Origin of the sequence: Microbacterium sp. VKM Ac-2923 (assembly GCF_022815605.1) — a bacterium.
GTDB lineage: Bacteria > Actinomycetota > Actinomycetes > Actinomycetales > Microbacteriaceae > Microbacterium.
In genome coordinates this window covers 114,247-134,738 of record NZ_JALGRP010000008.1, presented here as the reverse complement: position 1 = coordinate 134,738, position 20,492 = coordinate 114,247, and the positions used below count along the sequence as shown (strand labels likewise).

The following is a 20,492-nucleotide window of genomic DNA, read 5'->3' as shown; positions in this document are numbered from 1 at the left end:
CATCATGTCGGACGTGAGTTCCTCCCCGATCGGTCGTCCCACGCGCGGCACGACCGGGGTGAATCGCCTTCGCCGCGTCGACCGGTGGATCGCCCGGCATCCGGCTCTGCGACGCGCCGACGATCCGCTCGTGGTCGACCTCGGATTCGGTGCGAGTGCGGTCACCCCCCTCGAACTGCACGCCCGCCTCGCCCGAGTGCGGCCGGACGCCACGGTGCTGGGCCTCGAGATCGACGCCGATCGCGTCGCCCGCGCGCGCGAGCAGGCCGCGGGTGCCGCGGGCGTGTCGTTCGCTCGGGGCGGGTTCGAGATCCCCACCACTCGGGGGCGACGCCCGGCGATCATCCGCGCGATGAACGTGCTGCGTCAGTACGACGAAGCCGACGTCGCCGACGCCTGGTCGCGCATGTGCGGGCGGTTGCAACCGGGCGGCATCCTGGTCGAAGGCACCTGCGATGAGATCGGCCGGATCGCCACCTGGGCGGAGGTGGGAGACGACGCATCGCCCCGCAGCCTCACGATCTCGCTCCGCCTCGCCGAGCTCGACTCCCCCGCCGTCGCCGCCGAACGTCTGCCGAAGGCTCTGATACACCGGAACGTCCCGGGGGAACGGGTGCACGCGTTCGTGGCATCCCTGGACCGGGAGTGGACGCGCGCCGCGGCGGTCGCGCCCTTCGGGGCTGTGCATCGCTGGCGGACCGCGATGCACGCGTTGCAGGATGCCGGGTGGCCCCTGGTGCGGCGCGAGCGCTGGCGACTGGGCGAAGTCGGTGTCGCCTGGGAGGCCGTGGCGCCGCAGTGACATCCGGGCCCGACGAATCGGCGACCACGACACGGTCGGCCGCTCATGCGCGGACCGCCGGGCACCGCCGACGGGAGCCGCGCGGAGGACTCAGATGCGCGGCAGCAGCGCCCGGGCGTCAGCCGAGGCCATCCCCGCTGCTGTCAGCAGGTCGACGGCCAAGGGCCGCATCGCTGCCACGAGATTGAGTTCGCCCACTCCGCCGTCCGGGAGCAGCACCGCCGGATCGAGGCGGCGCGTGACGGCCACGAGGGTCGAGCGCGCCGCCGGCTCGAGCGAGATGTCGTCGAGGCTGTCGCGCACCAGGGAGGCACCCCGGGCGAGTTCGGCCAACAGGTCCGCCGGGATGGGCCGGGCGTCCCCGTCGACGCACAGGTACGCGGCGCGGCGGGCGACGACCCGGAGGTTGCGCGTGGTCAGATCCAACGCCCCCCGCACCCGCTCGTGACGCTGCAGCTCGGTGCGCTGACGCCGGAGGAAGGGCGAGATACGGGCCACCTCTCGGCCCGACTCCAGTGACCCGGTCCAGGCGTCGACGTAGGTCTGGAGCGCGCGTGCGCGTTCGAGGCCGCGCTCGGCCCGGGCGCGATCGCCTCGGCGCAGCGCTCGCACGATCGTGGACATCGCGACCTCGAGAGCGTCGAACAGCTCGTCGGCATCGCGCAGCTCGGTGCGCCGCAACGTGCGCGGGATGAGCGCCGTGACGACGAGCGCCGCGACGCCGCCGATAGCCCCGTCGACGAGGCGCAGGAACGGCGCCCCCGTGACCACGACGAGCGCGATGAGCGACTGCACCACCGCTGCCAGGGCGAAGCCCGGCTGCGGAGAGAGGAAGCGAGCGGCCAGAAGTGTCACGGTCATCGCGAGGGCGATCTGCCACCAACCGCTGCCCGCGACGACCAACACGATCTCGGCGATGAGGATTCCGACGAGCATGCCCATCACCGTCTCGGCGACCCGCCAGGGACGCGCGTCGCGAACGAGTCCCAGACTCGACACCGTCACGGTCGCAGCCAGCAACGGAACCGGGTGCCCGAGCACGAAGTGCGCGAACGCGTACGCCGCGGTCGCGGCGACGACGATCTGCACGATCGCGGGGAGCGAATCGCGCACCCGCGCGACGCGACGCCGAAGCGTCGAGCGCAGGCGCGAGCGAGGTACGACGACCCCGACGGTCGTCGAGGAGTCGTCGTCGATCATTCCGCCGCGCGGCGGCGTCCGAGCCGGGGCAGCCGCGGGACGCCGGCAGTGGCCCCCGCGTCGGCGGGCACGACCGTCTCGGCGGCGGCCGCGAGGGGACCGTCAGCGGTGTCGACGACAAGCGGAACGCCCTCGGGGGCGGTGCGCTTGATGAGGGCGAGGGCGATCGGCCCCTCCTCGTGATGCATCGCCACCGAGGTGATCGATCCGATCACGCTGTCGCCGACGCGCACGGCGTCTCCGCGGGCGGGCAGCACGTTGTCGCTGCCGTCGAGCTGCAGGGCGACGACCCGGCGGGGCGGATGTCCGAGATTGTGGACCTTCGCCACGGTCTCCTGACCGCGATAGCACCCCTTCGACAGGTGCACAGCGGTGCGCAGCCAGTCCATCTCGTGCGGAAGCAGGCGTTCGTCGGCGTCGATGGACACGCGGGGACGCCAGGCGGCGACACGCAGGGCTTCGACGGCATCCAGGCCCGCCAGAGCGACCTCACCGCGGACCGCACGCTCGACCAGCCTCTCGAACTCGGCGGCATCCACGATGGCCTCGGCCCAGTCGCGATCGGCACCGGGATGCGGCTCGACGCGGGCGTAGGCCCAGCCCCCCGGCGAGACGTCGGGCCAGGGATCGACCCAGACGGGGGCGACGGTGGTCAGGGCGGCCACGGCCGCGCGGGTGCCGCCGACGACCACGAGCTCGTCGGAGCGGTCCCGCACGTCGACCCGGAGGCGGAAGCGCATGCGGGCGAGCCAGGATGCCAGCGCGTCGGCGTCGGTCGCGTCGACCAGCAGCCACGTGGTATCGCCGTCGTCGACCACCGCGGCCGCGTGCTCGACGCGCCCCTGCGGATCGAGGATGAGCAACTCGGTGGACACCCCGGGCGCGAGGTGGGTCAGCGCCTGCGAGGAGAGGGAGTCCAACCAACTCCGCCGGTCTTCGCCGCCGACGGAGATGACCCGGCGGTCTCCGAGCGGCGCGAGGGCCGACCCGGATGCCAAGCGGCGCTGCTCCGCCACGGGTGAGCCGACATGACGCAGACCCCGGTCGTCGACGACGGCACCGGGCACGTCAGAGAGGGAGGTCACGGTCACTCCGCCCGCGCGAGGCGCGCCGAGGCGTGCGACCCGAGTTCGCGGCCCAGGGCGGCGATATCCCACGCCCAGAGCAGGTGGTTGTCGACCAGTCCGTACAGGCGCGTCGCCGCGGCGTACGGCTTCGCACCGGCCGTGCGTACGACGGCATCCGTCGCGAGATCGATGCGCGGGCCTTTGACCTGACCGACGTAGAGCTCGAGGATGCCGTCGGCGTGCGCCAGGCTCACCTCGATGTCGAAGCCGCCGTCGGCGTTGCGCAGAGCCTCGACGTCGTCGACCGTGCGGGCGACCGGCGCGGCCGTCGCGGGGAGGAGTCCCGGACCGGCGTCGGCATCACCGACCTGTCGGGCCAGACGCCAGTAGCCGATCTCGGAGACGAGCGGACGTCGCTCGTCTCCCTCGAGCAACCACGCATCTGCAGAGTAGTTCAGGAAGGCCCCTCCGTCGTGGCTGAAGCTCACACGGTGCGCGAACTCCCCCGAGAACGCGCGACCGTCAGCCTCGTAATCGATGACGCCGGTGCCCTCCCAGACGCCGACGAGCCACGAGAGCGGAACGAGGTCGGCGGGGAGGTCTGTCGGAATCTCGATCACGACGCGCTCAGCGCTGGCCGCGGTAGAGGTTCCAGATGACCGTTCCCGACACGAAGGCGATCGCCAGCGAAGCGAGGCCGAGAAGTCCCACGAAGAACAGTTCGAGCGCGAGGAGGTCCATACCCCAACTCTAGCGCGAGACGAGAGACGCCAGACCGAAACCGATCGTGATCACGCCGAGCACGACGAGGGCGCCGAGGGAGCTGAGCGCCATCCGCTGGATGAAGGCCTGCGACCGGCCTGACCAGAGCTGCACAGCGAACGACACGATCACGCATCCCCCCAGGGCGACGGCGATCCACTGGGCGCGCCACGCCTCGGGAGCGAAGACCCCGATCACCACACCGGCGACCGCGGCGAGCACCCACACGGCGACGACGCCGGCGAAGGTGCGGCGCGGGGCGAGGTCGGGTGTCGACATTCCCCCATCATTGCTCAGGACCCCCGGTGCACGCACGCGCGACGCCGATGATGAGGCCCGCGCCGCGTCGCCCTAAGATGATCGGGTGCGCGACACGCCGCACGGGAGGTCCTCTTGGCACAGCTTCTGGTACTCAGCTCCGCCCCGGGCGGCGGCGCTGCCCTGCCCGCGCTCGAATTGCTGAGCCACCGCGTGCGGCAGATTCCCGCCGAGGCCGCCCAGTTGGTGAACGCCCCCAGCGCGGACGTCATCTTCGTCGACGCGCGCTTCGACCTGGTCGGCGCGAAGTCGCTGTGCAAGATCATGTCGACCACCGGTGTCGAGGCTCCCCTCGTGCTGGTGGTCACCGAGGGGGGCCTCACCGCTGTCTCGACCGACTGGGGCATCGACGACGTCGTGCTCGTGGGCGCCGGACCCGCCGAGATCGACGCCCGTATCCGTCTGGCCATGGGGCGGCAGACGGCCGACCAGGTGTCTACCCGCATCCAGACCTCGGGCATCACCATCGACGAGTCGTCGTACTCGGCCAAGGTGCACGGCAAGCCGCTCGACCTCACTTACAAGGAGTTCCAGCTCCTCCACTTCTTCGCCACGCACCCTTCCCGCGTCTTCACGCGCGAGCAGCTGTTGAGCGAGGTGTGGGGCTACGACTACTTCGGGGGAACGCGCACGGTCGACGTGCACGTACGTCGCCTGCGCGCGAAGCTGGGCGACCTCGAACAGCTCATCGGCACGGTGCGAAACGTCGGCTACCGCTTCAACGTGTACGAAGACGACGCGCCCGTCGCGGCATCCGCCCCCGTCTGACCTGGCGCATACCGCCTGTTCACTCCCGTGTCACCGACCCCTGCAATGATGTGGGGATGATGGAACACGACGCGCTGGATGCCGGACTCGGCGACGCCGATGACGACGACTTCGACGAAGCCGTAGAAGTCGAGGACGACCAGCTCCCCGATCATCGGTACCTCGATCGCGAAGTGAGCTGGCTGGCGTTCAACCAGCGCGTTCTGGAGCTCGCGGAAGACCCCGCCGTTCCCGTGCTGGAGCGCGCGAACTTCCTCGCCATCTTCGCCAGCAACCTCGACGAGTTCTTCATGGTGCGCGTCGCCGGGCTCAAGCGCCGCATCGTCACGGGCCTCGCCGTTCCCACCAACGTCGGGCGCGCCCCCCTCGACGTCCTCGCCGACATCTCCGCCGAGGCCCACCGCCTGCAGCTGCGCCACGCCGCCGCGTGGACCGAGAAGGTGCGCCCCGCCCTGGTCGACGCCGGCATCGAGGTCGTGTCGTGGGACTCGCTCGACGAAGACACCGCGGCCCGGCTGACGGAGTACTTCCAGCGCAACGTCTTCCCCGTGCTGATGCCGCTCGCCGTCGACCCGGCGCACCCTTTCCCCTACATCTCGGGGCTCTCCCTCAACCTCGCCATCCGCATCCGCAACGCCCGCACCGGTCGCCAGGAGTTCGCGCGCCTGAAGGTGCCGCCCATGCTGCCGCGCTTCGTCGAGATCTGGGGCGAGGGCTCCGGCGTGCGGTACCTGCCCCTCGAAGAACTCATCTCCAACCACCTCGAAGACCTCTTCCCCGGGATGGAGGTGCTCGATCACCACGCCTTCCGTCTCACGCGCAACGAAGACATGACGATCGAAGAGGACGAGACCGAGAATCTCATCCAGGCGCTCGAGGCCGAACTGCTGCGACGCCGTTTCGGCCCGCCCATCCGCCTCGAGATCACCGAAGACATGGACGACGTCACGCGTTCACTGCTGCTCAGCGAACTCGACATCACCGAACAAGAGGTCTACCGACTGCCGGGCGCCCTCGACCTGCGCGGCCTCTTCGACCTCTCGCGCATCGACCGTCCCGACCTGCGCTACCCGCCGCACGTGCCCAGGACCGCGCTGCCGTTCGTGCCGGCGGAGCAGAACGGCCGCGCCGACCTGTTCGGTGCGATCCGTAAGGCCGACGTGCTCGTGCATCACCCGTACGAGTCGTTCGCGACCAGCGTGCAGGCGTTCCTCGAGCAGGCCGCCCGCGACCCGCATGTGCTCGCCATCAAGCAGACCCTGTATCGCACGTCCGGCGACAGCCCGATCGTGCAGGCGCTCATCGACGCCGCCGAGGCGGGCAAGCAGGTGCTTGCGCTCGTCGAGGTCAAGGCGCGATTCGACGAGGCCAACAACATCGTCTGGGCGCGAAAGCTCGAGAAGGCGGGCGTGCACGTGGTGTACGGGCTCGTGGGGCTGAAGACGCACTGCAAGCTCGCCCTCGTCATCCGTGAAGAAGAGGGGCGCCTGCGCCACTACAGCCACGTCGGCACGGGCAACTACAACCCCAAGACGAGCCGCATCTACGAAGACTTCGGCCTCTTCACCGTCGACGACCAGGTGGGCCGTGACCTCACCCGCCTGTTCAACGAGCTCAGCGGCTACGCGATCGAGAAGAAGTTCAAGCGCCTGCTCGTCGCGCCTCTCCACCTGCGCAAGGGCCTGCTGCGCCACATCGACAAGGAGCGTCGAAACGCCCTCGAGGGCAAGCCCTCCGGCGTGCGCATCAAGGTCAACTCGATGGTCGACGAGGAGATCATCGACGCGCTGTATCGCGCGAGCCAGGCGGGCGTCCCCGTCGAGGTGTGGGTGCGCGGCATCTGCTCGATCAGGCCGGGGGTCCCCGGCATGAGCGAGAACATCACGGTGCGCTCGATCCTCGGCCGCTATCTCGAGCACTCGCGCATCTTCTCGTTCGCGAACGACGGCGACCGGCAGATCTTCATCGGCAGCGCCGACATGATGCACCGCAACCTCGACCGCCGCGTCGAGGCGCTCGTGCGCGTCGTCGACGAGACCCAGCTGCACGAACTCACCTCGCTGTTCGACCTCGCGATGGACGACGGCACGAGCTCGTGGCACCTCGGGTCTGAGGGCGAGTGGACGCGTCACAGCGTCGCCGCCGACGGCACGGCGCTCATCGACTTGCAGGAGCACACGATGTCGCGCGTCCAGCGCAAGCGCCGCGCCCGGACGGCCCGATGACAGAGACCGCCGTCTATGCCGCCGGCGGAGTCGTGTGGCGCCGGGTCGAGGGCAAGCTCCGCATTCTGCTCATCCACCGCACCAAGTACCGTGACCTGACGTTGCCCAAGGGCAAGGTCGATCCCGGCGAGACGCTCGCCGAGACGGCGGTCCGTGAGATCCGAGAAGAGACCGGCATCCGTGTCGCCCTCGGCGTGCCCGTGGGCGTCTCGCGCTATCGGATGCCGAACTCGCGCACCAAGATCGTGCATTACTGGGCGGCCGAAGCCACCGACGCGGCCGTGCGGATGTCGTCGTTCGTTCCGAACAAAGAGGTCGCGGCGATCGAGTGGGTCAGCATGAAGAAGGCGCGCAAACACCTCAGCTACCCCGTCGACATCGAGATCCTCGACGAATTCGCCCGCATCGTCGAGGAGCAGGCTCTGCCGACGTTCCCCATCGTGGTGCTGCGCCACGGCAAAGCGCGTGCGCGCGACGAGTGGGACGGCGTCGACAGCGCTCGACCGCTCACCTCGCGCGGCCGCAAGCAGGCCGAGGTGATCGTCGGACCCCTCCTCGCTTTCGGGGTGCGTCGGGTGGTGTCGAGCCCCGCCGAGCGGTGCGTGCGCACGGCGACGCCGATCGCCCAGGCGATCGGTCAGCGGGTGCAGGTGCGCGCCGACCTCAGCCAGGACGCGTGGGAGCAGGGCCGAGCCGATGCTCGATCCGTCGTCGGAGAGCGCGTGCGCGCGCGAAAGCCCGTGGTCCTGACGAGCCACGGCCCCGTCCTCCCTGACATCATGCACGAACTCGCCCTCGCGACCGGCACGATGAGCGGGTCCTACCTGGGCAGCGCGTCGACGCTCGAGACCGGTGCATTCTCGGTCGTGCACGTGCCGGTCGATCACCCGGGCGCAGGTATCGTCGCGATCGAGACGCACGAACCGCGAGTGTGACCCTTCCGTCCGGCGTTCAGGTCGCGTGGCGGGCGGTTCCTCCGCGTACGTCGCGACGGGACACCTCGCGGGCGCTCCTCGCGGAGTTGCTCCCGGGCGGCCGGTTCGTCTCGCGTTGCCCGTTGTGCGGGGGTGACCACGGGCGGATACGGGTGGAGGGCATGGATGCCGCGGTGTCGGTGTCGTACGTCTCCGCGTGGACCGTCGTCGCCGTGACACGGGAGTACGGGCGCATCGGTGTCGATGCGGTTCCGGCGGACGCCGGGGGACTCGAACGTGTGCTCCCCGGTGAAACGGATGCGCGGGACTGGGCGCGTGCGGAAGCCGTGCTCAAGGCCGACGCACGGGGTCTGACCGTGGATCCGGCGTACGTCAGCGTGCGCGAGGACGCGGACCGGTGGTGGGCGACGGTCATCGAGCATCCGGGCGGCCGACACGCGACGGCCGAATGGTGCGGGTGGGACCTCGACGGCCCCGAGGGGGTCGTGGCGGCGGTCGCCATCGCCTGAGGACGGTGAGGTCGTCGAGGCTCTTGGGCCGCCATACCGGCCCTCGGCCTGACGAGGTGCCGAGCCGGTCGAAGCCACCGGCAAGCCGCACCCGCCCGCGGCAACGGAGGTGGCTGAGCCCGTCGAAGCCACCGGGATGCCGCGGTCACGCTGACCCTCGCGTCCGACACCTCCTCCCCACCCCCAGGAACCGCGCAGCCCTCCCCGAGTGCCCCGAGGACCAGCTTCGATGTCGAAGGTCGTCGCTAGCATGCACACATGCAAACGCGCCGGCATCCGGCACGCGCGCACGCCGGCGACCCGACGTCCTGGCATCCCGCGTGCTGACGCGTCGTCGTCTGGCGTCCGGGCGCAGAGGCACTATGAAGGGTGCATGCTCCTTCCGGACGGCACCCTCCCGCCTCTTCCATCGCGTGCCGCCGACCTGGACGACGACTTCACCGAGGGGACCCCCGATCCCTCCCGCTGGATCACCTCATACCTGCCGCACTGGACCGACGCCGAGCGGGCAGCGGCCCGGTGGAATGCCGTGGCCGACGGCATCCGGCTCCGGATCGACGCGGATCAAGGCCACTGGCGACCCGAGGACGCTCCCCTGCGAGTGTCCAACCTGCAGACGGCGCTGTTCGCGGGAGAGAAGGGATCGCACCGCGGCATGCACCGCCACCGCGGCGATCTGACGGTACGCACGGAGGCGCCGACGTCGCTTCTCTTCGCCCCCACCCGGGGTCGTGTCGACATCAGACTGTCGGCCACCCGGGACAGCGGATGCATGGTCGCCGCGTGGCTCGTGGGGACCGAGCACCTGTCGCCTCGCGATGCGGGCGAGATCTGCCTGTTCGAGATCGACGCCGACGGGGTCACCGATATCGAAACCCGCGCCCGCAGCGGAATCAAGGCGCACCACGACCCCCGGTTGGCGACCGACATGGTTGAGGTCTCGCTTCCCTTCGACGCCGGTCGCCCGCACACGTGGACGGCCGTGTGGGGCGAGGGCGAGACGATCATCGGATGCGAGGGCGTCGTCGTGCGACGCATCGCGCAGGCTCCGGATTATCCGCTGGCGCTCATGATCGACATCTTCGAAGTCGATGCCACCGCAGGCTCGTACCCGAAGTCCTTCGTCGTGCACCGGGTGCGCGGCTGGAACGGGTGACCCGCCCCGAACCCCGCGCGGATCAGGGGCGCGGCGGCAGAGCTTCGCCGTCGATCCAGCGCGACAGCACCGCCACGGCATCCGGTCCACCCGCGTTCTCGACGGCGGCGCGAAAGTCCTCGGTGGTGACGAGTGCGTGCCGGTGCTGCGCCGTCCAGCCCCGCACCAGGTCGAAGAACGCCCGGTCGCCCAGCGTCCGACGAAGAGCGTGGAGAGTCAGCGCACCGCGCTTGTAGACGCGGTCGTCGAACATATCGTCGGGTCCCGGGTCGACCAGTAGCAGGTCGCGCGGTTTGGCGGCGAGACGGGCGTAGTGGTCGGCGACGCAGGTCTCGACGGGAACGCTCCCCGAGGCGTCCGACCACAGCCACTCGGCGTAGCAGGCGAAGCCCTCGTTCAACCAGATATCGGACCAACGGGCGATCCCGACGCTGTTGCCGAACCACTGGTGGGCCAACTCGTGCGCCACCAGACGCTGAGCCGCCGGCACGAGATGGTTCATGCCGAAGACGGCGAGTCCCTGCGCTTCGAGCGGGATCTCGAGCTCATCCTCCGTGACGACCAGCGAACACGCATCCTGCGGGTACGGGCCGAAGAGTCGGTCGAAAACACGCAGCATGTGCGGGACCGCCGCGAACGCGCGATCGGCGGCGGCGCTGAGTGCCGGGGGCGCCGTGACGCTGACCGGCGGAACGACATCCACTCCCCCGCCGGCGAGGGGACGCGTGCGATAGCGGCCCACATGGACGGCGGCGAGGTACGTCGCGGTCGGGACATCGGACGTGAACGTCGTCGTCGCTCGCCCGCCGCGCCGCGTCGTCGCTCCGGCGACACCGGTCGCAGCGACCGTGTAGCCGTCGTCGACGGTGATCTCCATGCGCATCCGCGCGCGGCTGTCCGGTCGATCGTTGCAGGGGAACCAGGTGGGTGCGCCGATGGGCTGGCCTGCTACCAGAGCGCCGTCGGTCAGCTCCTCCCATCCGACCGCGCCCCAGCGCGAGCGCCGCGGGGCCGGAGCGCCCGCATAGACCACCTCGATCTCGAGCACCTCACCGGCCGCCACCGGCCGCGGCGGCGTGACACGCACCACGCGCGGGCCCGCCGAGAAACGCGCCGTCACCCCATCGACGCGGACGCGCGAGGTGCGCAGGCCCACGAGATCGAGCGCGAACGACGTCAGCGCGACGCGCGCCACCGCCACGATGGTCGCCGTTCCCTCGAGGCGGTTGGTGCGAACGCGGTAGCCGAGCTCGAGGTCGTACGACCGCACGTCGTACGACGCGTCGCCGCTCTGCGGGGCGTACGGATCGGTCCCGCTCACGTCGTCGACTGGTAGGCGCGCACCTTCACCGCACGCCAGGGGCCGATGGGGTTGCCGCTCCACCGCGAGCCGACCGGAACGGTCTCGCCGCGCATGACCAGCGACGCCGGTCCCACGGTGGCGTGCGCCCCGAGCGTCGATGCCGGCAGCACCACGCTGTGGGGACCCAGGGTCGACCCGGGTTCCAACTCGACGGTGTCCATGCTCATGATCCGATCATGGAACAGATGTGTCTGAACGACGCATCCGCGGTTGACGGTTGACGCATCGCCCAAAGTCACCAAGTCGGGCTCGGGCAGCCAATAACTGTCGCACCACACCCCCCGACCGATCTTCGCGCCGAGGGTGCGCAGCCACACGGCGAGCGCGGGAGTCCCCGCCGCGGCGCGCGCGAACCAGGGCGCCGCGACCATCTCGGTGAACGTGTCCGACACCTCGGTACGCCACACGAAGCTCGACCACAGGGGCTGCTCACCCGCGCGGATCACCCCGACGATGGCCCACTTGGCCGCGGTCGACACGCCCGCCGCGACAGCCCCGGCGGCCAGTAGCACGAGACCGGACGACAGCAGCGTCCAGACCGGCCCCACGGTCTCCCACAGCGCGGCGAGCGCGAACAGCACGCCCAGGCCGATGCCGCACGTCACCACCACCGGCACGAACCGGCAGAGCTCCCACAGGGCACGGGCGAAGCGCAAGCCCGCGGTGGGCCGGTACGTCCGCGACTCGTCACCCGCGGCCGACAGACGCCGCAGCCGGACCGCGGGCGATCCGAGCCACGACGACCCGGCCTTCGCCTTGACCGGTGCCGCTGACAGCACCGCGACCAGTCCGTCGCGCGGCACGCGGTGGCCGGGGGCGGCCATGCCGGAGTTGCCGAGGAACGCGCGCTTGCCGATGCGGACCGGCCCGATCCGCAGCCAGCCGGCGCGCAGTTCGTAGGAGGCGACCATGGTGTCGTCGGCGAGGAACGCGCCGTCTTCGATCCGCGCCATGGAGGGGATGAGAAGCACCGTGGATGCCTCCACGTCGCGGCCGACGCGCGCGCCCAGCATCCGCAGCCACACCGGGGTGAACAGCGACGAGTAGAGCGGGAAGAGGGTCGTGCGGGCGGCATCCAGAAGTCGTTCGATCGTCCACGCCTGCCAGGCGATGCGGCTGCGCACCGGATGGGTTCCCTCGGCGAGGCCGATCGAGAGCAGGCGCACGAGCAGCACCACGGATGCCGCGAAGACCACGCCCGTGACGGCGACGGCGGGGACGAGCCAGGCGAAGGCCGCGGCGGTCGCCTGTCCGAGGTCGTCGGCCCCACGCATTCCCTGCGCGACGACGAGACCGCCCACCGTGAACGCCGCCAGCGGCAGCAGGGCGAGCACGACGGCGGAGGCGGCGTAGGCCCACAACCATCGCGTGGGCGCCGGGGGACGCTCGCCCGGCCAGCCCTTCGCCGTGCCACCGACGCGCACCGCGGGAGAACCCGCCCACGACTGGTCGGCCTTGACCCGACCGAACACGGCGGATCCGGGGGCGATCTCGGCCCGTCGACCGATCCGCGTGCCGGGTGCCAGGGTGGAGCGCGCGCCCACCGTGGCATCCGCCCCGATGCGCACCTCGCCGATGCGGACGAGATCGCCGTCGATCCAGTAGCCCGTCAGGTCGACCTCCGGCTCGATCGACGCGCCGTCTCCCACCTCGAGCATGCCGGTGACCGGTGGAAGGGCGTGCAGGTCGACGTTCCGCCCGATCCGCGCGCCCAGAGCCCGGGCGTAGTACGACACCCAGGGGGCACCGGCCAGACCCACGGCATCCACCTGGGCGGCGATCTGCTCCGCCAACCACAGCCGGATGTGCACCCATCCCCCGCGGGGGTAGTCGCCCGGGCGCACGTCCAACAGCAGCAGACGAGCGGATGCCACGGCGATCGCCATGCGCCCGAACGGCGTCGCGAAGATCAGCAGTCCGATCGCGAGAACGGGCAACGGCACGCTCGGCAGCACGTCGAAGCCGGGAACCAGGTGCAGGATCGCGGATGCGGTGAGCACGTACAGCAGCCAGCGCACACCCGAGAGAATGAACAGCGGAGCACCGAGGAGCGTCTGCGCCCACTGCGTCGTGCGGGGCGTGGGCTCTGCGCGGTGGAACTCCGCGGGCGGGCCGTCGGCCAGCTGGGGTCCGAGCGCCTTCGCCATCGCGCCCAGGCGCGGCACGTCGTAGATGTCGGCGACCGAGAACTCGGGCACCCGCGCGCGGATGCGCGAGACGAGCTGAGCGGCGGCCAGGGAGCCCCCACCCAGGTCGAAGAAATCGACCTTGCGATCGGCGACGGGCAGACCGAGCACGGCCTGCCACTGCTCGGCCAACCACATCTCGTCGGGCGAGAAGTCGGTCGCCGCGGGGGCATCGACGCCGGGGAGCGGCCACGGCAGCGCCGCGCGGTCGACCTTGCCGGAGGTGCGGACGGGCAACTCGTCGACGACCCCGAGCAGAGGGATCGTCGCCGCCGGGAGGCGCTCGGAGAGCAGGGCACGGGCGGCGCCCCGGTCGAGGTCGACGCCCTCGTCCATCACGAGGTACCCGACGAGCACCGGCACTCCGGCCTCGGTGGTGCGTACGGCCACCGTCGACGCGCTGACGCCGGGGAGGTCCTGCAGAGCCGACTCGACCTCTCCGAGCTCGATGCGCCGACCGCCGACCTTGACCTGGTCGTCGGCGCGGCCCTGGAACACCAGTCCCTCCGGGTCGAAGCGCACGAGGTCGCCGGAGCGGTACGCGCGTTCCCAGCCGAGGGTCGGCATGGGGGCGTACTTCTCGGCGTCCTTCGCAGGGTCCAGGTAGCGGGCGAGCCCCACACCGCCGATGATCACCTCTCCCACCTGCCCCTCCGCCACGGGGAGCCCCTCGGCATCCACCACCGCCAGCGCCCATCCGTCGAGCGGCAGCCCGATACGCACGGGCAGCGAGCCGTCGAGCGGGGCGGCGCAGGCGACCACCGTGGCCTCGGTCGGGCCGTACGTGTTCCACACCTCACGTCCGTCCGCGACGAGACGGGCGGCGAGCTCGGGCGGGCACGCCTCGCCGCCGAAGATCAACAGACGCACGTTCTCGATCGAGTCCGCCGGCCACATCGCCGCGAGCGTCGGGACGGTCGACACCACCGTGATGCCCTGACGCAGCAACCACGGCGCGAGGTCCTCACCCGAGCGGACGAGCGAGCGCGGCGCGGGAACGAGGCACGCCCCGTGACCCCACGCGAGCCACATCTCCTCGCACGAGGCGTCGAACGCCACCGAGAGACCGGCGAGCACGCGGTCGCCGGGGCCGAGCGGCTCCTGCGGAAGGAAGATGCGGGCCTCGGCGTCGACGAACGCTGCGGCCGAACGGTGCGAGACGGCGACGCCCTTGGGCACCCCGGTCGAGCCCGAGGTGAAGATGATCCACGCGTCGTCGTCGACGGTCGGCGGTGCGACGATCGGGACGGCGTTCGTACTCGGGTGCGGCGCCGCCCCGTCGTACAGGCGCACGAGGTCGGCATCCTGCCCCTGTGCGACGAACTCGCCGTCACCCGCCACGATGCCGCGCACCCGGGCCTCGCCGAACACGAGGCGGGCACGGTCGTCCGGGTCGTCGGCATCCACCGGGACGTAGGCGGCGCCGGCCGCCATGACCGCCAGGATCGAGACGTACAGCTCCTTCGAGCCGGACGGCATGCGCACTCCGACCCGGTCGCCGCGGCGGACGCCGGCCTCGTGCAGGGCGGCAGCCGTCCGCCACACGCGCGCCAGCAGTTCGCGGTAGCTCAGGGCACCCGATCCGTCGTCGATGGCGGACGCCTCGGGATGCCGTGCGGCGACATCGGTCAGGATGTCGATGAGGGTGCGGGCGGGCGGGGCGGCCGTCGTCCGATCGAGCGGAGCCTGCGGTGCGGATGCGGGGGTCGTCACGGGGGTGAACAGTACAACGCCCAGGGAAACACCCCGGAAAGGCCGCACCGGTTCACCTCCCGTTCACCCCCGCAACGCAGTCTCTTAAGAGTCCTTGTTTACCGTTCACGGCGAACCCTGCACCGGGTTCCTGTTCCCGACATGCGAAGGATTCACCCCGTGAAGATCTCCCGAATCGCCCAGCTGGGCACCCTGGCCGCCGTGGCCTCCCTGACGCTCGCCGGCTGCGCCGGTCCCTCCAGCTCCGCTCCCGCAGGCACCTCGGAGTCCCCCTCCTCCGCCGACGTGGCGTTCACGATCGACCCCAACCTCTCGGGCACCATCACCGCCGGTGGCTCGAGCGCCCAGTCCAACGCGCAGGCCGCGTGGACCAGCGCCTACAACGCCCAGGCCAAGGGCGTCACCATCAACTACGACAAGTCGCAGGGCTCCGGCGGTGGCGTCACCAACTTCCTCAGCGGCGCGTACGACTTCGCCGGCTCCGACGCCCCCCTGAATGCCGAGCAGACCGCGCAGTCCGCGGCTCTGTGCACCGAGGGTGGCGTCAACATCCCCGTCTACCTCGACGGCGTGGCCATCATCTTCAACATCCCCGGCGTCACCGACCTGAAGCTCTCGGGTGAGACGATCGCGAAGATCTTCGCGCTGCAGATCACCGACTGGTCAGACCCGGCCATCACCGCCGACAACGGCACCGCGCTCCCCGCCGGCACCATCACCACCGTCGCTCGTTCGGACGGCTCGGGCACCACGCAGAACCTCACCAACTACCTCGCGGCCACCCAGTCGTCGGTCTGGACCGCTCCCGCGGGCAAGGACTGGCCGATCGAGGGCAACGTCTCGAAGCAGAAGGGTGGCTCGGGCGTCGTCGAGGCCGTCAAGGCCGGCTCCGGCACCATCGGCTACGCCGACCACTCCGCCATCGGCGACCTGAACGCGGCCGCGATCGTCACCGACGGCACCGCCGTCCCCTACAGCGCCGAGGCCGTCACCGCGACGTTCGAGGCCGCCGCGGTCGACGCCAGCAACGGCATCGAGGGCGACCTGTCGAAGAAGTTCGACTACTCGAAGCTGACCGCCGACTCCTACCCGATCCCGCTCGTGTCGTACGCCATCACCTGCTCGACGTTCAAGGACGCCGCCCAGGCCGAGCTTGTGAAGTCGTACCTCGGCTTCGTCACCAGCACCCTCGGCCAGCAGGTCGCGGCCAAGAACGCCGGCTCCGCTCCGCTGCCCGACTCGGTGCTCGAGGCTGCCGCCGAGACGCTCGCAGCGATCAAGTAAACATCTCTTACCACTCGGCCCGGCCCGCACTCTCGTGCGGGTCGGGCCGGGCTGATCGGAACGGTCGACCACGTCGAACGCTCCGCTGAGCCGAATCCTCACTGAGCCACCCGATCGAGGAGCACCCATGACCCGTGCCGAGCGTGAGGTCCCCCGTGACTGACACCGTCGCCGAGCAAGAGACCTCGCCGGTCTCACCGACCCCGCCCCGCGCGAGCATCGTCGGCAAGCGCCGCGTCGGCGACACCGTCTTCCTGGGCCTGTCGACCACCGCCGCCGTTTCGATCATGATCATCCTGGCGGGTGTGGCGATCTTCCTGATCATCCGCGGACTCCCCGCCATCACCGGCAACTGGGCCGAAGGCGACCTCGCCGGCTACCAGAGCCGCACCGGCAACTGGGCGAACTTCTGGGAGTACGTGGGTCCGCTGCTTTTCGGCAGCATCTGGGCCGCGTTCATTGCCATGATCATCGGTACCCCGGTGGCCATCGGCATCGCGCTGTTCATCTCGCACTACGCGCCGCGCCGCATCGCCGGGGCACTGGGGTACGTCGTCGATCTGCTGGCGGCCGTCCCCTCGATCGTGTTCGGCCTGTGGGGCATCATCGTCATGCGCCCCCTGCTGCTGCCGGTCGGGGAGTTCCTCAACCAGTACCTCGGCTGGATCCCGCTCTTCAACGGCCCTGTCTCCAGCACCGGTTCGACCATGCTGACCGGTGGCGTCGTGCTCGCGGTGATGATCCTGCCGATCGTCACCTCGATCACCCGTGAGATCTTCCTCCAGACGCCCCGTCTGCACGAGGAAGCGGCGCTGGCCCTCGGCGCCACGCGCTGGGAGATGATCCGCCTGTCGGTGTTCCCCTACGCCCGCAGCGGCATGGTCTCGGCAACGCTCCTCGGCCTCGGCCGCGCGCTCGGCGAGACGATGGCCATCGCGCTGATCATCTCCCCCAGCCTCATCTACTCGGTGCTGATGCTCACCGACGGGTACAACTCGCAGACCATCGCGGCCAACATCGCGCTGAACTTCCCCATCGCCACCGACCTGCAGCGTTCGGCCCTCATCGGTACCGGCCTCATGCTGTTCGTCGTATCGCTCGCGGTGAACATGTTCGCCCGCTACATCATCGGCGCGACGGGCCCCGGCGCCAAGGGTCGCAAGAAGGGCAAGCGCTCATGACCGTCACCGCACCCTCCGCTCCCCTGGCCCTCACCAGCGGCCAGCTCCCCCGTTACATCGAGCCCGCGCTGCTCGCGGGCGTCGCGGTCGTCATCGCCGGCGTGCAGGTGCTCATGGGCGGCTTCAACCTCGCGGCGTGGCTGATCCTGACGGCCGTGATCTACCTGATCGCCATCGGCCTGGGGTCGTCGATCGTCGAGAACCGCCGCAAGGCCGTCGACCGCGTCGTGCGCGGTCTGGTCACGGCGGCCTTCCTGCTGGCGTTGGCACCTCTCGTCTCCACGCTGTACACGGTGGTGTCCAAGGGCCTCGCCGTGGTCAACCTGCAGTTCATCACGCAGGTGGGCGGCACCGCGTTCGACCCGAACACACTCGAAGTCGTCGCGACCCCGGGTGCGTGGCAGGCCGTCGCGGGAACGCTGATCATCACGGGCATCGCCGCACTCATCTCGGTGCCGGTCGGCGTCCTCGCGGCGGTCTACCTCGTCGAGTACGCCCAGCCGAGCAACCCGCTCCGCCGGACAATCACCTTCCTCGTCGACGTCATGACGGGTATCCCCTCCATCGTCGCCGGTCTGTTCGCCTTCTCGCTGTTCAGCCTCGTCGTCGGACCCAAGGCGTTCAGCGGGTTCTCGGCATCCATCGCCCTGTGCGTGCTCATGATCCCGATCGTGATCCGCTCCACCGAGGAGATGCTGCGTCTGGTGCCGGCCGACCTGCGCGAGGCCTCGCTCGCCCTGGGCGTGCCGCGCTCGGCGACGATCATCAAGGTCGTGCTGCGCACCGCCGCCTCCGGCATCATCACCGGTGTCGTGCTCGCCGTGGCCCGCGTGGTGGGTGAGACCGCGCCGATCTTCATCGCGGCGAGCTTCACCGACAACTTCAACGCCAACCCGTTCGAGGGGCCCATGCAGACCCTCCCCGTCATGGCGTACACCGCGTACAGCTTCCCCGGGCAAGACATCGACGCATCGCAGGCCAACGCCTGGGGTGCGGCATTCCTGCTGGTCGTCCTCGTCGTCATCTTCAACCTGATCGCCCGTATCGTGGCGGCGGTGTTCGCGCCCAAGGCGCGCTGACCCCAGAAAGGCACCTTCGTGTCCAAGAGCATCGAGGTCCAGGACCTCAACGTCTACTACAGCGATTTCCTCGCGGTCGAGGGCGTCTCGATCGACATCGAGCCCCGTTCGGTCACCGCCTTCATCGGCCCCTCGGGGTGCGGCAAGTCCACGTTCCTGCGGACTTTGAACCGCATGCACGAGGTCATCCCCGGCGGTCACGTCAAGGGTCGCGTCCTCATCGACGGCGACGACCTGTACGGTCCCGGTGTCGACCCGGTGCTCGTGCGCCGCCATGTCGGCATGGTCTTCCAGCGCCCGAACCCCTTCCCCACCATGTCGATCCGCGAGAACGTGCTGGCCGGTGCGAAGCTCAACGACAAGCGCATGTCCAAGAGCGACGCCGACGGACTCGTCGAGAAGTCGCTGAAGGGCGCCAACCTCTGGAACGAGGTGAAGGACCGTCTCGACAAGCCCGGCGGCGGCCTCTCGGGCGGTCAGCAGCAGCGTCTGTGCATCGCTCGCGCGATCGCCGTCTCGCCCGACGTGCTGCTGATGGACGAGCCCTGCTCGGCGCTCGACCCCATCTCGACCTTCGCGATCGAGGAGCTCATCTCGGAGCTCAAGAACGAGTACACGATCGTCATCGTCACGCACAACATGCAGCAGGCCTCGCGCGTGAGCGACAAGACGGCGTTCTTCAACATCGCCGGCACCGGCAAGCCCGGCAAACTCATCGAGTACAACGACACCTCGACGATCTTCACGGCCCCGACCGTCCAGGCCACCGAGGACTACGTCTCGGGCCGCTTCGGATAAGCGTTCTTTCTGCGCGAGAGCCCCGCTTCGGCGGGGCTCTCGTCGTTTCGGATGCCGGCGTCAGCGCGAATGCGGGGCGGCAGCGCGCGGCTGCCGGGCGCCGCCCGTCCCGGCCCGCACCGCGTCGGGATACCGCCGGCGGCCCAGGACCCAGGCTCGGGGTCAGGACCTGCTCACTCGCGCGGGGTGAGCAGGTAGGCGTTCAGCTCGTCGGACAGCGCCCGGTCGACCGGTATCGGCCAACCGTCCACCGCCGAGATCGGCGCCGCGAGCCGCACACTCGACAACAGCCAGGCGGCATCCGCTCCCCCGAGGTCCGACACGGCGATCATGTCGTACGCGGTGTCGAAGCCCCGCTCCTCGAGGTACGCGAACAGGCTCAGCTGAGTGGTCCCATGCAGGATGCCGGCACTCGGTGCCGGGGTGACGAACCGGTCGCCGAGGCGCAGGACGACGGATGCCGTGGGCGCCTCCAGCACGTACCCGTCACTCGAGACGAAGACGGCGTCGTCGGCCCCGCGGCGCTTCGCCTCGCGGATGGCGGCCATGTTGGTGGCGTACGAGAGGGTCTTCGCACCGAGAAGCAGCCACGGTGCGCGTGCCGGGACGTCGAGCGCGTATCCGCGGTCGAGGGTCGAGATGCGAACGCCCTCGGTGCGGGCCCTGGCGTTGTCGGGCGCGTCGGCGAGGGTGATCCAGGCCGTCGCCGCGTCGCCGCCCTCGACACCGCGGCTGTAGATGAGCTTCACGACGCTTTCGCCCGTACCGGCTTTCTGGACGACACGCGCGATCGCCTCCCGCCACTGCGGGATGTTGGGCGCGGGGAGATCGCACAGACCGGCGGAGTGTGCGAGGCGTTCGAGGTGCGGGCCGACCTCCTGCGGATGACCGTCGACGACTCCGAGCGACTCGAAGATCCCGTCGCCGCGCTGTGCGCTCAGCTCCCCGACGGGAAGGGCGGGGGCGTGCGGATCGATCGGCCGGAACGTGTCGGCGAACGAATCCCTCCGGTCATCGGATGCCACCGGGTCGATGCGGAGGGCGAAACGCGAAACCATGGGGCGAGCCTACGCGGCAGCCCCGACACGCCCGGATCTTGTCAACGGGCCCGCAGGAGGGAATGTGCGGGGCGCGCACTTGTTACAC

General features: G+C 70.3%; 17 protein-coding genes. 10 read left to right on the top strand and 7 right to left on the bottom strand.

Annotated elements, in window-relative coordinates:
* The first annotated feature begins 4 nt into the window (after positions 1-4).
* Complete coding sequence (locus tag MT347_RS13635) at positions 5-802, top strand: class I SAM-dependent methyltransferase (RefSeq protein ID WP_243501759.1); 798 nt, start codon at positions 5-7, stop codon at positions 800-802.
* Positions 803-892: 90 nt separating this feature from the next.
* On the opposite strand, the gene MT347_RS13630 is transcribed toward MT347_RS13635, so the two are convergent.
* From MT347_RS13630 to MT347_RS13615, 4 genes are all read right to left on the bottom strand, one after another.
* Entirely contained in the window at positions 893-2,002 is a 1,110-nt protein-coding gene (locus MT347_RS13630) for an aromatic acid exporter family protein (RefSeq protein WP_243501757.1), read from the bottom strand.
* Positions 1,999-3,087, bottom strand: coding sequence for a folate-binding protein YgfZ (locus MT347_RS13625; protein ID WP_243501755.1), 1,089 nt, complete (start codon positions 3,085-3,087; stop codon positions 1,999-2,001). Before MT347_RS13625 ends, MT347_RS13630 begins: the two co-directional genes overlap by 4 nt.
* 2 nt (positions 3,088-3,089) lie before the next feature.
* Positions 3,090-3,689, bottom strand: coding sequence for an FABP family protein (locus tag MT347_RS13620; protein WP_243501753.1), 600 nt, complete (start codon positions 3,687-3,689; stop codon positions 3,090-3,092).
* A gap of 130 nt (positions 3,690-3,819) precedes the next feature.
* Positions 3,820-4,110, bottom strand: a complete 291-nt coding sequence (locus MT347_RS13615) for a hypothetical protein (RefSeq protein WP_243501751.1) — start codon at positions 4,108-4,110, stop codon at positions 3,820-3,822.
* Between the two features lie 114 nt (positions 4,111-4,224).
* On the opposite strand from MT347_RS13615, the gene MT347_RS13610 reads away from it, so the two are divergent.
* The 5 genes from MT347_RS13610 to MT347_RS13590 all read left to right on the top strand — a co-directional run bounded on the left by MT347_RS13610 (position 4,225) and on the right by MT347_RS13590 (position 9,742).
* Complete coding sequence (locus MT347_RS13610; RefSeq protein WP_243501749.1) at positions 4,225-4,917, top strand: response regulator transcription factor; 693 nt, start codon at positions 4,225-4,227, stop codon at positions 4,915-4,917.
* A 56-nt stretch (positions 4,918-4,973) separates the two neighbouring features.
* A complete protein-coding gene (locus MT347_RS13605; protein ID WP_243501748.1) occupies positions 4,974-7,142 on the top strand; it encodes an RNA degradosome polyphosphate kinase in 2,169 nt (722 codons plus the stop codon).
* Positions 7,139-8,077 carry an NUDIX domain-containing protein gene (locus MT347_RS13600; protein ID WP_243501747.1) on the top strand — a complete coding sequence of 313 codons (939 nt, stop codon included), beginning with the start codon at positions 7,139-7,141 and terminating at the stop codon, positions 8,075-8,077. Before MT347_RS13605 ends, MT347_RS13600 begins: the two co-directional genes overlap by 4 nt.
* 161 nt (positions 8,078-8,238) lie before the next feature.
* A complete protein-coding gene (locus tag MT347_RS13595; RefSeq protein ID WP_243501746.1) occupies positions 8,239-8,586 on the top strand; it encodes a hypothetical protein in 348 nt (115 codons plus the stop codon).
* Positions 8,587-8,959: 373 nt separating this feature from the next.
* A complete protein-coding gene (locus tag MT347_RS13590; RefSeq protein WP_243501745.1) occupies positions 8,960-9,742 on the top strand; it encodes a hypothetical protein in 783 nt (260 codons plus the stop codon).
* Positions 9,743-9,764: 22 nt separating this feature from the next.
* On the opposite strand, the gene MT347_RS13585 is transcribed toward MT347_RS13590, so the two are convergent.
* On the bottom strand, positions 9,765-11,063 hold the full coding sequence (locus tag MT347_RS13585; RefSeq protein ID WP_243501744.1) for a M1 family metallopeptidase: 1,299 nt from the start codon (positions 11,061-11,063) through the stop codon (positions 9,765-9,767).
* The gene (locus MT347_RS13580) at positions 11,060-15,004 is read right to left on the bottom strand and encodes a Pls/PosA family non-ribosomal peptide synthetase (protein WP_243501743.1); all 3,945 of its coding nucleotides are present in this window, start codon (positions 15,002-15,004) and stop codon (positions 11,060-11,062) included. Before MT347_RS13580 ends, MT347_RS13585 begins: the two co-directional genes overlap by 4 nt.
* Positions 15,005-15,163: 159 nt before the next feature.
* Here MT347_RS13580 and MT347_RS13575 point away from each other — a divergent pair, with 159 nt between their 5' ends.
* From MT347_RS13575 to pstB, 4 genes are all read left to right on the top strand, one after another.
* Positions 15,164-16,288 (top strand): phosphate ABC transporter substrate-binding protein PstS, encoded by a 1,125-nt coding sequence (locus MT347_RS13575; RefSeq protein WP_243501742.1) that lies wholly within the window; start codon positions 15,164-15,166, stop codon positions 16,286-16,288.
* A gap of 155 nt (positions 16,289-16,443) precedes the next feature.
* Positions 16,444-17,469 carry a phosphate ABC transporter permease subunit PstC gene (gene pstC / locus MT347_RS13570; RefSeq protein ID WP_243501740.1) on the top strand — a complete coding sequence of 342 codons (1,026 nt, stop codon included), beginning with the start codon at positions 16,444-16,446 and terminating at the stop codon, positions 17,467-17,469.
* On the top strand, positions 17,466-18,548 hold the full coding sequence (gene pstA, locus MT347_RS13565; protein ID WP_243501739.1) for a phosphate ABC transporter permease PstA: 1,083 nt from the start codon (positions 17,466-17,468) through the stop codon (positions 18,546-18,548). Before pstC ends, pstA begins: the two co-directional genes overlap by 4 nt.
* A gap of 18 nt (positions 18,549-18,566) precedes the next feature.
* Entirely contained in the window at positions 18,567-19,346 is a 780-nt protein-coding gene (gene pstB / locus MT347_RS13560; protein ID WP_243501737.1) for a phosphate ABC transporter ATP-binding protein PstB, read from the top strand.
* 173 nt (positions 19,347-19,519) lie between these two features.
* Here the strand turns inward: pstB and MT347_RS13555 are convergent, their stop codons facing one another.
* Positions 19,520-20,404 (bottom strand): aminodeoxychorismate lyase, encoded by an 885-nt coding sequence (locus MT347_RS13555; RefSeq protein WP_243501735.1) that lies wholly within the window; start codon positions 20,402-20,404, stop codon positions 19,520-19,522.
* Positions 20,405-20,492: the final 88 nt, after the last annotated feature.